The 13568-nt window shown below is 61.3% G+C and carries 10 protein-coding genes and 1 pseudogene; 6 read left to right on the forward strand and 5 right to left on the reverse strand.

Features of this window, described 5'->3' with window-relative positions:
* Positions 1-71 precede the first annotated feature (71 nt).
* Both GD429_RS01750 and GD429_RS01755 read left to right on the forward strand, forming a co-directional pair.
* Positions 72-896, forward strand: coding sequence for a hypothetical protein (locus GD429_RS01750; RefSeq protein ID WP_034196319.1), 825 nt, complete (start codon positions 72-74; stop codon positions 894-896).
* An 840-nt stretch (positions 897-1736) separates the two neighbouring features.
* Positions 1737-5720, forward strand: a complete 3984-nt coding sequence (locus tag GD429_RS01755; RefSeq protein ID WP_152855392.1) for a DUF4365 domain-containing protein — start codon at positions 1737-1739, stop codon at positions 5718-5720.
* A gap of 89 nt (positions 5721-5809) precedes the next feature.
* On the opposite strand, the gene GD429_RS01760 is transcribed toward GD429_RS01755, so the two are convergent.
* The 3 genes and pseudogenes from GD429_RS01760 to GD429_RS01770 all read right to left on the reverse strand — a co-directional run bounded on the left by GD429_RS01760 (position 5810) and on the right by GD429_RS01770 (position 8487).
* Positions 5810-6010 carry a hypothetical protein gene (locus GD429_RS01760; RefSeq protein ID WP_027805380.1) on the reverse strand — a complete coding sequence of 67 codons (201 nt, stop codon included), beginning with the start codon at positions 6008-6010 and terminating at the stop codon, positions 5810-5812.
* Positions 6011-6283: 273 nt separating this feature from the next.
* Positions 6284-7048: pseudogene (locus tag GD429_RS01765) on the reverse strand (thymidylate synthase); the annotation flags it as partial.
* Between the two features lie 41 nt (positions 7049-7089).
* The gene (locus GD429_RS01770) at positions 7090-8487 is read right to left on the reverse strand and encodes a sigma-54 dependent transcriptional regulator (RefSeq protein ID WP_152855393.1); all 1398 of its coding nucleotides are present in this window, start codon (positions 8485-8487) and stop codon (positions 7090-7092) included.
* Between the two features lie 587 nt (positions 8488-9074).
* Between GD429_RS01770 and GD429_RS01780 the strand changes: the two genes are divergently transcribed.
* Together GD429_RS01780 and GD429_RS01785 are read left to right on the forward strand one after the other, a co-directional pair.
* On the forward strand, positions 9075-9311 hold the full coding sequence (locus GD429_RS01780) for a hypothetical protein (protein ID WP_227791515.1): 237 nt from the start codon (positions 9075-9077) through the stop codon (positions 9309-9311).
* A 273-nt stretch (positions 9312-9584) separates the two neighbouring features.
* Positions 9585-10085, forward strand: coding sequence for a dihydrofolate reductase (locus GD429_RS01785; RefSeq protein ID WP_152855395.1), 501 nt, complete (start codon positions 9585-9587; stop codon positions 10083-10085).
* An 83-nt stretch (positions 10086-10168) separates the two neighbouring features.
* Here GD429_RS01785 and pmbA read toward each other — a convergent pair whose 3' ends face one another.
* Positions 10169-11539 (reverse strand): metalloprotease PmbA, encoded by a 1371-nt coding sequence (gene pmbA / locus GD429_RS01790; RefSeq protein ID WP_152855396.1) that lies wholly within the window; start codon positions 11537-11539, stop codon positions 10169-10171.
* A gap of 127 nt (positions 11540-11666) precedes the next feature.
* Here pmbA and yjgA point away from each other — a divergent pair, with 127 nt between their 5' ends.
* On the forward strand, positions 11667-12272 hold the full coding sequence (gene yjgA, locus GD429_RS01795; RefSeq protein WP_321574346.1) for a ribosome biogenesis factor YjgA: 606 nt from the start codon (positions 11667-11669) through the stop codon (positions 12270-12272).
* Positions 12253-12864, forward strand: a complete 612-nt coding sequence (gene mog, locus GD429_RS01800; RefSeq protein WP_152855398.1) for a molybdopterin adenylyltransferase — start codon at positions 12253-12255, stop codon at positions 12862-12864. The genes yjgA and mog overlap by 20 nt, the downstream gene beginning before the upstream one ends.
* A 34-nt stretch (positions 12865-12898) precedes the next feature.
* On the opposite strand, the gene orn is transcribed toward mog, so the two are convergent.
* The gene (orn, locus tag GD429_RS01805; protein WP_152855399.1) at positions 12899-13519 is read right to left on the reverse strand and encodes an oligoribonuclease; all 621 of its coding nucleotides are present in this window, start codon (positions 13517-13519) and stop codon (positions 12899-12901) included.
* Positions 13520-13568: the final 49 nt, after the last annotated feature.

Below are 13568 nucleotides of genomic sequence, written 5' to 3' on the forward strand. Positions count from 1 at the left end.
CCGCACTTTGGCAGCGAAACCCCGTGCCGGCTAGTAAAAGCACGCCTAAATTAACGCTAGCGAGTTGTGCGATGACACCAGAAAGATACCGGGCAATCCTCTCCGAATACGATACGTTGATTGCTCACGCCGCCTCGATATCCCAGCGTCTCACTGGGCGCCCTATCGACGGTCAGCACATGCCGTATGTCGATACAATTTTTACCAAGCTGATTTGTCACGGCATCAGTCTGAGAAAGCTTTCGCCGCCTGCCGACGTCCATCAGAGAGGTGAAATGTGGGATTTGCCATCTGCATGCGCGGTTGGCCGGGCGCTCATCGAAACCTACGATGCCATGGGGTACATCGGAGCGGTGGATATCAGCACCTCCGAGCGAGAGTTTCGGGTATTGATGTGGGAGCTGCACGACCAGAAGCGTCGTCTCGACATGCTGGAACTAATCAGGTCTGCTGCCCCACAAGTCGAAAGCATCCGTGCCAGTGGTGATGCTTTGGCGAAGCAGATTACCAACCACCCATTTTTCTCCGGCCTATCGGAATCTGCGAAACATAGGGTCGCTCGAGGTGAAGCGCGTCACCTACCCCACCGCGAGTTGAATGCAGTGAATGGAATCGACCACGGCTACTACGAGACGGTCATCATGTTCCTCTCCCAGTACGTGCATTCGCTACCTCTCTCACTACACCAATTAATGCATTTGCGCGCTGGGGAGCCAGAGGCCATACAGCTTTCGTCAATGCCACTGCAATATGCAATGCCCTTCATCGCGAAGGCCATTGAGAGGATGGCCATGATATGGCCTGATTGCGAAGGCGCGACGAATGACAAGCTACACCTTCTTGTGGAACAATGGCTTGCGATAGCCGCCAATGGCGTAGCTCAGTTCGGTGGCTGAGTTCGAGAGGGCTACGGGCCCAAATGCCATGGAGTCCTGCAAGCGCGCACTCGAAGAAGCGCACGTCGCACTGACACATGGTATCGATTTCGGCGAAGGAGGAGCCGGCGAGTACGTTCGCCTCTCGTTTGCCACGTCCATTTCGGAACTGAATGACGGTCTGGCCCGCCTGGAGCGTTTCGTAAGGCAGGTGAGCAGATAAACATCAGGTTCAACGACTCGTGCCGATTGGTCGATTCGGTCATCCCGATAGAGTAGACTCCTAAATAGCGGCATGAATGAGGCCGTTCGCTACCACCAACGGAGGGTCCTTATGAACTGTCCAAAAGTCTCGAGTAGCGCTTCACATGCTTCGGGTGTTGAATCAAACAAGCCGGAGCGCACGTAGATTGATTTCGCGCCTCCTTCTTTGAGCAAGTTCTAATGCGACCAATGACTTGTTCCCGGTTTGCGGACCTGTACCGGCTCGAAGATGCGAAGCGAGACCTGATGCACTCGGCCGGCCCGGCCATGGCCCCACCGGCTGCCGACCTACCGTGGCATCGCGAGCTCAAGGTGCGCGCCGAGCGATGCAGGTACCGCCCGATGGATTTCCAGTCGTACTCGGCCAATTGCCGCCGGAAAATCCATTGGCCGACCGGCCGCCACTTGGCTTCACTGGACGCGCCCTTCGATGCGCCGCCCAAGCTGCCGCGCGCGCCACGTTGGCTGCCACCTGTTCCTTTGGTCAACTTGCCTCGCTATTTGAGTGCACAAAGCCGCAATATTGCCGGTACCGCGCAATCGTCGTGCGCGGGGAACGCATAAAATAGTCATCTCCTCATAAGCTAGGCAACGCAATTGACCTCCGATTCAGCAAAATTTCCAATGGAAGGGCAGTCCAAAGAAATTGGACGGTACGCCAGCTATGTGTTCATCAATGCGAAGCCTTCATCATGGATTGAGACCAATCTCGCCGGCGACACTGATTTTGGTTTTGACTATCAGATACAAGTGAAGGATGGCGACCTAGTCAAATACACTTTTCGTGCTCAACTCAAGGGCACTACTGCACCGAAGTGGATAGCGGACGGCGGCACACTGTCGTTCGCGCTCGAGGCGTCGACTCTTAACATGTATGCGAACACGGCAGACCCAACCCTGCTGGTCGTATGTGTCGTCCCGGAGTCGCTGCCACGGCCATACGAGGGCGACACCTATTTTGTTTGGGTCAATGAAGCCCTTCCGGAAAAGTTTGCGGAACAGTTCGCCAAGGGTGAACAGCAAGAAACTTACACAATCCACTTACCGACTGCAAACAGGCTTACGCCCGAGACGGACGTAACGCAGTATCTGCAGTCACATGCTGGACGTATTCGCGCGGCGGCGAGCCTAAGCGACCTTTTGGGCGAATCGCTTATCGCCGGGCCTTCGACGGTAGAACCGCTGCAGCTTCTGGAATCCTCCCTAGCCGGTCGACCAAATCTCGCCGCAGCCCTAATTGACCAGTCGGAAATCTGGCCCGCTCCGGCACAAGGGACCGCTGTTCAGGCCTTGCTCGAAATCGCTGAGAGCATGCGTCACGGCTCGTGGGAAAGAGCTGCCGAGCTACATGGGCGCGTGGACTCGACGGGGTTGACCGATGAGGAGCGGGCCGAATATCTGTTTCTGGATGGAAGGCTGCTGAATCGAAAAGGGCTATTTTCCGAAGCTGAAAAGCAATTCGAGCAGGCGCATCACATATTCGCAGCGCGTGATATTTACCTGGTCGCTGCCATCGAAGCACACGTCGCCGCGCAATCGAGCGAGGCCCCGTCGACTGTCGGGCCTTTGATTGCTCGACTTGAGGGAAGAAAGTCGACCGTCGCCGTCGCTCTGCGCGCAAGACTCTTGGCCGTCTCAGGAGACACGACCGCCTCCGACACGCAATTGCAGCTACTTTCGCCTCTTGACCGGGCCGTTCCAACCGTCGCATTGCTGTTCCACAGTTCCAAGTTTGAGGAAGCAATCGCCGCTGCCACTCTCGCGCTCGAAGAAGAGAAGTTGAAGCCACGCGACCGCACACTGCTCCTCATACTCCGGGCGCGCTGCCGTTGGTACATGACAATCGGCCCAGTACCAAACGAGAACGAACTGCCTCTCTACGGTCCTGCCGGCACCGACGTCTCGCCGCTCAAACAGGCGTGGACTGATATAACCGAGGCGCTCCCGACACTCAAGTCGCTAAATTGGCCCATTCACGGCGACATGTTCGCCGACATGGTCACGAGTGTCGCGTTGATGCTGGGGCATGCCAAGGAACTGTTTCCTGCCATGATGAGCGCAGCTGAAGCGTTGCCGTGGTCCGAAGGGGTTCAGCGGGCTCACGAGACTCTTTGCATGGCTCTCGGACGTATGAAAGACGCGCTATTAGCAAATAGTCGCCTGCAACAGACTCCTTCAAATTTGGCGCGAAGGGTCGGGCTGCTCAGTCAGGCGGAAGAATTCAGCGAGTGCGCGACACTGACCGAAAGCCACTTGACGGAGATTTTGCAGTCGAACCATATGGCGCCTATTGCCATCGGGATGGGTGCGGCTGCCGCTGCCAAATGCAATCGCCCCCTTGTGTCGAAAAATTTGATTGCAGAGCTATCTGCAAATCCAGCGTGGAATGAATACGCGGCATTTTTCCGTGAAGCGATTGACGCGCAGCGAAGAGGTAATGATGTTGAACAGTGGACGAAAGCACTCAAGCGCCTACGGAGCGAATTTCCAGACTCCGGATTCATCGCGCAGAATTTGCTTTCGAATCTCAACCCACACCAATCAGAAGAAGCTGAGACTATATTGCAGGTCGTAGCCTCGCTTAGAACATCTCAATCAATAAGCTTCGACGACACACAGAAGACCGTAAGAGCTCTTCTCACACTGCGACGTTGGCCTGATGCACTTCAGGAGGCTAATGATGCAATTGAGCGCTTCGGCGCATCGGCGCCGCTTCTGGCAATGCGAGCCATCGCATTGGACAGCTCTGGAAAAACCGCCGCGGCGCTGGCGCAGTTCGAGGCGGGCATCTCGGCATCCGATACCGCAAGCGAATTGCTGCATGCCTATCTCGGAGTATGCCTTCGCCTATCGATGTATGACGCCGCAAAATCTGCTATCACCAGTTTGCTCGAGCGTGCGCGACACGCTGTCGACGTCGTCGAACTGAAGCGTCTACATCTCATGATTGCCAGTGAGTCAAAAGTACCGCAGGAAGAATTTATCGAGCTCCTGCGCGACTTCGCTGCGACAGTGGACCAAGGTGATTCCGAGCAGGAAGCGGTGTACCTAAGCATCGTGGCACACGCTGCGTATGTTCGCGGTATGGCACTTCCTGCGGAGATGGCCGCAGAGTTTGCCTCCAGAAGCGATGCCTTCTCTGTCTCCTTCCCGGAATCGAAGCAATTTGCCGTCATCAAAACGCCCGAGAACGCCGACGGGGAAGAACTCCTCAAAAGCCTTGAACCAATCTTGGGCGACTGGCGAACGAAAAGCCAAGAGTATCTCCGGCGCGAGCGCGAGCTTAAAGACGGTCGGCTTCCAATTGCCTATATCACACGGGCGGGGTTCGCCATCCATTACATTGGCGACCCACTGACATTGTGGGAAGTCGGTAAAGCGGTACCGGCCGACCAGCGCCAGTTTTTACTCACAATGCAAATCAGGCAGGATGAGAACGCACCTTTTCCCGAAGCGACAAAGCCCCCTGCGCTTGATTTAACTGCGCTGATGGTTCTCGATAGCCTCAATTTGCTAGATGTCGTACTTCGCGTATGGGAAAACGTCGCCGTCGGGCAGCTTACCGTTTCGTACTTGTCTCAGCTCGCGACCAGTGACCTCGAATCGTCAAGGGGAACCCAATCTGCCAAGCGCATCATGGCCTTCATCCGCGAGAACGTCGCACGCATCGAACAGCCGCGGGTCGAACTGCCAGCGCGCGTCGGCCGTCTTCACCCGGCGAATCTTGTCCAGGAGGCAGAAGCTCTCAATCGCTCCGGTTACTGCCTGTACGCAGACGACGAGCTACTGAGACTCGCCTGCAAGGAATCGATAGGCGTCGAAAACTCTTTCTGCACGCTCGACCTCCTCCGATGGGCCAAGGAGCGCGAGGACCTGCCCATCGACACTGTGTGTCAGGCGTACGCGCAACTGTGCACGTGGCACGTTGGCATTCGCGTTCCCCTTGACGTGTTTCTCGCGCCGCTCGCCGGCCCAGTGCCCTCCGGCGGCTCACTTGGACAGGTCGCCGAAAAGCTTGAGAGAAACGAACTATTCACCGTGCTTTCTCGTGCAGTCTGGTGGCCCGACAAGGATTACGCTCAAATGCTGGGTCACATCGGTGCCGTCGTCATCAGTATGCTCGCCACTAAGGGCACGAGTGATGAATTAATTGCTGCTGTCTGGAGTGCTTGGCTCTCAAAAATTCAGTTTGCAAGAAGCGCCTCTGGCCAGAGAGAGTATCGTGCCGCCTCTCTTTTTCATATCGCGAGCCAACTCTCCGGCACTTCGATGCGAAGGGCGTGGAGTGCATACAAATTCACGGTAGAGCTTGAACACGGGGAAAGGATGGACAAGGCAAAAGAGAAAGACGCCATCCAACGGGCGGCGGAATTCTGCAGTGCCGCCGCCCTAGAGTATTCACCTCATGACGGTGCGAAAGTCATTCAGAATCTACAAAGTTGCGTGGTTGAAGGCACAGAAGAGGCAGAATGGTTCTCGAGCGGCCTTCTCAGCTCCATCGAGGGCCTGGCGCAGCGCGACCGTCAAATGGTGCAAGACACGCTGGAAGCAGTGCAAAAGGCGTCAAAAAATCCGGACTAATGCACGGATGGCCGCAACGCTTGGTCGATGCTCTCGCGGCGAGCTTCGAGTGCATCGGCCTGTGACGGAGGCGCCCGAGCCAATACGTCCTAATTCCCTGTGTGTGAATCCAGCCACTCGCGGAAAGCGATGTCTTGTTTTATCCGATACGCGAGCACCGACTGCGGGTCGATGTTCGCCTCCTCTTCAGGACGCTTCGGCAAGACCTCGGTTAGTGCGTCGCGCTCAATGAGCTGGCGGACGTGCGGGCGGCTGACGAAAAGAAACCGCGCAGCTTCGCTCACTGTCATGGGAAACTCCAAGTAGGCCGTTAGCGACTCCAAGGATTCATGCCGCCTATCGTTGCTTATGCGCAACACTCTCGGTTTTGCTGAGCACGAGACAAAGCGTTGGCCTCGTCGGAGAGACGGGTCGATTTGGAAAAAGTTGGGGATTGTTTGCTTGGCGGCAATGCGCCGGAGGGAGGCTACGACGTTGGTACTTTTTGAGAAAGTACCAGAGCTAAAACCGGCTCTAGGCCTTTGTCAGTGGTAGGTTGACGGTTTTTTAGGTTCCACAAACCAGTGCGCGTCGCCGATGAAATACGTGAACCAGCGCGGCGTGTAGCCCGTCAGCCGGCCGACGAGCGACAGCAGCGCGGCCCCTTCCGTCAGGTTGAACGGCGTGCCGAGCCCGACGTCGTTGCTGCGGATGTACAGGCACAGCGAGATCTCGCGCTTCGTCGCATTCGGCAGGAACTGGTACAGCAGATGGCATGCGGGCAGCGCGATCTGGTCGAGCACGGCCGGATTCCACGCGTGAAACAGGATACGACGGTCGGCCGGGTTCTCCATGATCGTGTCCAGGCACTGGCGCAGCTGGTCGATCGCCTTGTACAGCAGCACCTTCGGCGCGCCGTCTTCGTCGAAATGCGTGACGATCCGGAAACCGCGGCGCGTCGCATCGGTGATCTGCGCATCGGCGCCCGCATCGAGCACCTTGTAGCCTGGCCACTGGCGCCATTGCACGCCATACACGTCGCCGAGATCGTCGACACCCTGGCGATACGGGTTCGCGAGCCACTGCGCGTTCTCGTTCGCGTTCGCATCCCACACCTTGCAGCCGAGCGCGCGGAAATCGGCCGCGCTGCGCGACGCGCGCAGGAAGCCGACCAGTTCACCGATCGCGGACTTGAACGCGAGCTTCTTGGTCGTGACCGCCGGGAAGCCTTGCTGCAGGTCGAAGCGCAGCATCGCGCCCGGCATGCTGATGGTGCGGATCCCCGTGCGGTTCTCCTGCCAGGCGCCGGTATCGAGAATGGTACGAACGAGGTCGAGATACTGTTTCATGCGGGTTCCTTCGGCCGCGAGGGCGGCCGTACCCGCCAATTTTAGCAAGCGTGATGCGGAAGGTCCGGCAACGACGTCGGAAACCCTGTCAGCGTGTCGCCGCGATCGCGCATTCCGTGCGCGCACATCAGCCGGTAGAGCGTGACACGCGACACGCCGAGTTCGCGCGCGGCATCCGCGAAACGGCCGCGATGGCGCAGCAGCGCCTGCTCGATCGCCTGTCGCTCGGCCGCCTCCCGCGCCTCAAGCAACGACACGGGCGCGAGCGTCGCGTAGTCGTTCAGTTCGAGATCGGCCGCAGTGATCATACGGCCCTCCGACATCACGATCGCGCGGCGCACGCGATTGATCAGCTCACGGACGTTGCCCGGCCACGAATAGCCGTACAGCGAGGCCACCGCATCAGGAGAAAAGCCGCGCAGGCGGCGATGCGCGTCGCCCTTGAAACGCTCGAGCATGTGGCGCGCGAGCACCTCGATGTCCTTGCCGCGCGCGCGCAGCGGCGGCTCCTCGATCTTCAGCACGCACAGGCGATGGAACAGGTCCTCGCGGAACCGCCCTTCACGCAACGCCGCTTCCATATCCACGTGCGTCGCGCAGATCACGCGCACATCGACCGGCACCGACACGTGCGCGCCGAGCCGCTCGATCTTGCCTTCCTGCAGGAAGCGCAGCAGACTCGCCTGGCTTTCGAGCGGCAGGTCGCCGATCTCGTCGAGAAACAGCGTGCCGCTGTTGGCGGCCTCGACGCGGCCGATCTTGCGCTGGTTCGCGCCGGTGAAGGCACCGCGCTCATAGCCGAACAGCTCGGCCTGCAGCAGTGTCGACGGAATCGCACCGCAATTGATCGCGATGAACGGCGCCTGCGCGCGCGACGAGCGCTCGTGAATCGCGACCGCCGTCAGTTCCTTGCCCGTGCCCGATTCGCCGGAGATGAACACCGGCGCATCGGTCGCCGCGACGCGACGGATCGTCCTGAAAAGTCCGAGCATCGCATCGCAGGTGCCGACCATCTCGCCTTCGCTGCGTCCTGCACCGGCGGGCGGCGCAACGGGCTCGGTCAGCGCGACCATGCCATGCGCATGACCGACGGTCTCGACGATCCGCGACATCTCGTACGGCATCGTCACGTAGTCGAAGCAATAGTCGCGAATGAGATGGCGCAGCGTGGCATCCTGCAACTGGCCGCGCCGCGTCGCCGCGATCCAGCCGATGTGCTGGATGGTCAGGCAGGATTCGAGTTCGCGCAGGTCCGACGGCTTGAAGCCCGGCGAGAAATCGAGCAGGCCGGCCGTTGCAACACCGTGCTGCACGACGCGCCGTACGTCGCGCACAGTCTCCGCGAGATCGACGCGCCAACCGCATTCGTCGAAATGGCCGCGCAACGCGTCGCTCGGTTCGCGCGAATAATAGATTACGTGACGCTGATCGGCTCCCATACGCCCACCCCGTTCATCAACCATCTAACGATTGCCACGCACGCCAGATCGCGTGCGAAAGGATCGAATCGGGTCAGCCAAAGGTGGCTCGATTCGCCATGCCGATGCGCGGCAACGACAAAGCCTCGCATGATGGCGCTTATCTCGCGTCCGTTTTTTTCAAGACAGCTTAGTTATAGGCACTGAATGCGACAAACCCATTTCAGCGCCTCGGGCGATGCGGTCGAATCGCTCGGGAAGTCGACGCATGTCAATCATCTGCACATAGCACTTGCGCAGCGAAGTGTTCTTTCATCGACACACGCGTTGATTTTCATCCTTGTAGCGTATCGATTGAATCCGCAGTATTCCCGAGCCCCCTCGTTTCAGGCCTGAAACATTTTCAGGCGTTTCTCGCCACAATTATCGACGCTTGCGCGCGAATCGCAATCGTGACAAGGGTCCCGGCATGATGGCATGCATTTCGCTGAATATGGAATACATCGGAGACAGCGACCATGCGAAAACATCTGTTACTTTCTTTTGTGCCGATGGCGATTTCGCTCTCGGCTGCCGGCCCGCCCGCGCCGGCGCACGCGGATGAAAACGTGAAGCTGGATCGCGCGATGCTGCTTGCCGAAAACGCGCCAGGCATGCAGCCCGGCAACGGGTTCGGCATCGTGACCGTGTCGTCACCGCAACCGCTGCCGGCCGGCAAGACTTCGGTGACGCTGTGGGATGAGATCCCGCCTCCGCCTCAGTTGCCGACACCGCTCCCGGTACCGCAGCCACATGATGCGCAGCACGCGATGGAAAAGAACGCACAAGGCACCACGCGGCAGTGAGCATGTGTCGACCCATTCCATTAGCATTCCGAATTTACTCGAATCGGCCGGCCTGCATCGATCGTAACCACCCTCACCGACCTCGCAACATGAAACGGTTTTGTGCTCCGTCCCCCGGCGGGCACTCTTTTTATTCAATTCGTCGCTGCGTCGCATTGCGTCGCGCGTCACGGCGCACGGCACCGACGAGCCGATGCGCGCGCGCGGAATCCGGCATGCACTGCCGTTCCGGTAGAATCGGCGCCATTCCGGTTTTCCTCTTACCCGACCTTCATGACGACGTTGACCCTGATCGTCGCGCGTGCCCGCAACGGCATCATCGGCCGCGACAACCAGTTGCCCTGGAAACTTCCCGAGGATCTCGCGTTCTTCAAGCGCACGACGATGGGTGCACCGATCGTGATGGGCCGCAAGACCCACGAGTCGATCGGCCGGCCGCTGCCGGGCCGCCGTAATATCGTCGTCACGCGCGACGCAGCGCGCCGCTTCGACGGCTGCGACACGGTCACGTCGCTCGCCGACGCGCTGACGCTCGCCGCCCGTGACGGCGTGCCCGAGGCATTCCTGATCGGCGGTGCGCAACTCTATGCGGAAGGCATCCTGCTCGCGGATAAACTGGTCGTCACCGAGATCGATGCCGACTTCGACGGCGACGCATCGTTCCCTGCACCCGACGCCGCACACTGGCAGGAAGTGTCGCGCGATGCACACCAGGCTGCCGCGCCGAACACGTTCCGTTATGCGTTCGTCGTCTACGAGCGCAAGCGCGGCTGACGCGTCACGCACAATGAGCAAAGCCCGACCGGCTCGCGCCTGTCGGGCTTTTTCGTTTCGTGGCGGCCTGCGCCGCGCACCGCTTACTGCCCTGCGATCGTCATCTGCTCGATCAGCACCGAGCCCGTTTCCTTCGTACCGCGGACGATCGAATCGGCGCCGATCGCGACGATATGGCGGAACATCTCCTGCAGCGTGCTCGCGACGGTGATTTCCTCGACCGGATACTGGATCACGCCGTTCTCGACCCAGAACCCTGCCGCGCCGCGCGAATAGTCGCCCGTCACATAGTTCACGCCCTGCCCCATCAGCTCGGTCAGCAGCAGGCCCGTACCGAGCTTCTTCAGCATCGCGTCGAAATCGTCGCCCGGCTGCGTGTTCGAGCTGCGCAGCGCGAGGTTGTGCGATCCGCCCGCGTTGCCGGTGGTCTGCGTGCCGAGCTTGCGTGCCGAATAGGTCGACAGGAAGTAGCCTTCGACGACGCCGTCCTTGACGACGCTGCGCGCGCGCGTACGCACGCCTTCCTCGTCGAACGGCGCGCTGCCCATTGCGCGCGGCACGTGCGGATCCTCGACGACCTGGATGTGCGGCGCAAACACCGGCTTGCCGAGGCTGTCGACGAGGAACGACGTCTTGCGGTACAGCGCGCCGCCGCTCACGGCCTGCACGAATGCGCCGAGCAGGCCGGCCGCGAGCGGCGCCTCGAACAGCACGGGCACCTTGCGGGTGTCGAGACGGCGCGCGCCCATCCGCGCGAGCGCACGCTCGGCCGCGTAACGGCCCACCGCTTCGGGTGCCGCGAGATCGATCGCGCTGCGCTTCGACGAATACCAGTCGTCGCGCTGCATGTGACGGCCGCTGCCCGCGATCGGCGCGCATGCGATGTAATGGCGCGAGTACGGATAGCCGGACAGGAAGCCGCGCGACGTCGCGAGCACGAACTGCGAATGCTGCGCCGACACGCTCGCGCCTTCCGAATTGCGGATCTGCGGGCTGACCGCGAATGCGGCGTCTTCCGCGCGGCGGGCGAGTTCGACGGCCTCGTCGGCCGTCAGCGCCCACGGATGATAGAGATCGAGGTCGCGCGGGTCGGTTTCGAGCAGTTCGGCCTCGGCAAGGCCGGCCGCTTCGTCCTCGGCCGTGAAACGTGCGATGTTGTAGGCGGCAGCGACGGTATCCTTGATCGCGGCCGGCGAAAAATCGGACGTGCTCGCGTTGCCGCGCTTCTTGCCGATGAACACGGTCACGCCGACCATCTTGTCGCGGTTGTGCTCGATCGTTTCGACTTCGCCGCGGCGCACCGACACCGACAGGCCGTCGCCCTCGGAGATTTCGGTCGCGGCGTCCGTCGCGCCGAGTGCCTTCGCATGGCGAAGGATGTCCGACGCGATTTCTTTGAGCTGGTCCTGCGTGTGCGGGAAATAGCGCGCTTGTACGTCGAGATTGGCTGCCATCGTCTTGGTATCCGGTGGCGGGCGGGCGCCCGCATGTTCAAAATGTTGCGTATCCCGCGATCATAGCAAGGTCCGGGGACGGACACAGACAAGCTTGGGGTGTCCGCGCCGCGATACAATGCCGCCCATGACACGCAAAACCCGAATTCAGCCGATCGAGCATGCCGTCGAAGACGACGACAACGGCTACGATCGCCCCAGCAAATCCCAGTTGAAGCGCGAGATGCACGCGTTGCAGGAGCTCGGCCAGGCGCTCGTCGACCTGCCGAAGGACGCGCTCAAGCGCATGCCGATGCCGGAAGCCCTCGCGGACGCCGTTCGCGAGGCGCGCCGGATCACCGATCACGAAGGCAAGCGCCGCCAGCTCCAGTACGTCGGCCGCGTGATGCGCTCGCTGGCCGACGACGAGACGGCCGCGCTGCGCACCGCGCTCGACGCGCAGCGCGGCGTGAACAAGGCCGCGACGGCCCGCCTGCACTGGATCGAACGCACGCGCGAAAAGTTGCTCGCCAGCGACGACGCGTTGACCGAATTCCTGCGCCAGCACCCCGACGCGGACATCCAGGAAGGCCGCACGCTGATCCGCAACGCGCGCAAGGAAGCGCAGCAAGGCAAGCCGCCGCGCTATTTCCGCGAGCTGTTCCAGTGGGTCAAGACCGCGAGCGGCACGCCCGGCGGGGATGACGAAGCGGTCGACGACGCCGGAGACGACCATGACGACGACGAAGCCTAAGCGCCCGGACGAACTCGTCGTCGGTCTCGTGTCGATCAGCGACCGTGCCAGCACGGGCGTCTACGAAGATAAAGGCATTCCGGCGCTGCAGGAGTGGCTCGCCGGCGCGCTGGTCTCGCCGTGGCGTGCCGAAACGCGGCTGATCCAGGACGACGCGCCGACGATCTCCGCCACGCTCGCCGAGCTCGTCGACGTCGCCGGCTGCGACCTCGTGCTGACGACGGGCGGCACGGGCCCCGCGCGCCGTGACGTGACGCCCGAGGCCACGCTGGCCGTGGCGACGAAGGAAATGCCGGGATTCGGCGAACAGATGCGGCAGATCAGCCTGAATTTCGTGCCGACCGCGATCCTGTCTCGGCAGGTCGCGGTGATCCGCGAGACGGCCGACCATGCGGCGCTGATCGTCAACCTGCCCGGCCAGCCGAAGTCGATCCGGGAAACGCTCGAAGGGCTGCGCGACGCCGACGGCAAGTCGACGGTGCCCGGCATCTTCGCCGCGGTGCCCTACTGCATCGACCTGATCGGCGGCCCGTACATCGAGACCGACGCCGCGGTGGTCGCGGCGTTCCGGCCGAAAAGCGCGCAGCGCTGAGCGTGTACCGAGCGCTGCGCGCGTGCCGGCCCGCTCAGGCGGCCGGCGCGGACTCGCCTGCCGACGCCGACGCGGCCGGAATCAGGAAATGCTCGCGGTAGTACTTCAGCTCGTCGATCGATTCGTGGATGTCCGCGAGCGCCGTGTGCATCGCGCGTTTCTGGAAGCCCTTGTAGATCGCGGGCTGCCAGCGGCGGCACAGCTCCTTCAGCGTGCTGACGTCGAGGTTGCGGTAGTGGAAGAATTTCTCGAATTCGGGCATCCAGCGCGCCATGAAGCGGCGGTCCTGGCAGATCGAGTTGCCGCACATCGGCGACTTGCCGGGCGATACGTACTGCGCGAGGAACGCCTGCAGTTGCGCGGCGGCGTCCGCCTCGGTCACGGTCGACGCGCGCACGCGGTCGATCAGGCCCGAGCGGCCGTGCGTCGACTTGTTCCAGTCGTCCATCTTCGCGAGCGTTTCGTCGCTCTGGTGGATCGCGAACACGGGGCCTTCGACAGCAACGTCGAGCGTGGAATTGGTCACGACGACCGCGATCTCGATGATGCGGTCGTTATCCGGGTCGAGGCCCGTCATCTCCATGTCGAGCCAGACGAGGTTCAACTCGTTGCGCACGAGCGCGGGCTGGCTGGCGGAAGCGGCGGTATCGGTCATGAGTCATCCTGGAAAATGGCGGACGGCGCGCGGCGCCGCCCAGGCGGCC

Source organism: Burkholderia sp. BE17 (assembly GCF_009362305.1).
In the GTDB taxonomy this organism is placed as follows: Bacteria; Pseudomonadota; Gammaproteobacteria; order Burkholderiales; family Burkholderiaceae; genus Burkholderia; species Burkholderia pyrrocinia_C.

Bases quoted from the DNA above. Each gene is read 5' to 3' on its own strand.
- GD429_RS01760 (WP_027805380.1), bottom strand. From the start codon at position 6,010: ATGACAGTGAGCGAAGCTGCGCGGTTTCTTTTCGTCAGCCGCCCGCAC.
- orn (WP_152855399.1), bottom strand. From the start codon at position 13,519: ATGACCGATACCGCCGCTTCCGCCAGCCAGCCCGCGCTCGTGCGCAAC.
- GD429_RS01750 (WP_034196319.1), top strand. From the start codon at position 72: ATGACACCAGAAAGATACCGGGCAATCCTCTCCGAATACGATACGTTG.
- GD429_RS01770 (WP_152855393.1), bottom strand. From the start codon at position 8,487: ATGGGAGCCGATCAGCGTCACGTAATCTATTATTCGCGCGAACCGAGC.
- mog (WP_152855398.1), top strand. From the start codon at position 12,253: ATGACGACGACGAAGCCTAAGCGCCCGGACGAACTCGTCGTCGGTCTC.
- GD429_RS01785 (WP_152855395.1), top strand. From the start codon at position 9,585: ATGACGACGTTGACCCTGATCGTCGCGCGTGCCCGCAACGGCATCATC.
- pmbA (WP_152855396.1), bottom strand. From the start codon at position 11,539: ATGGCAGCCAATCTCGACGTACAAGCGCGCTATTTCCCGCACACGCAG.
- yjgA (WP_321574346.1), top strand. From the start codon at position 11,667: ATGACACGCAAAACCCGAATTCAGCCGATCGAGCATGCCGTCGAAGAC.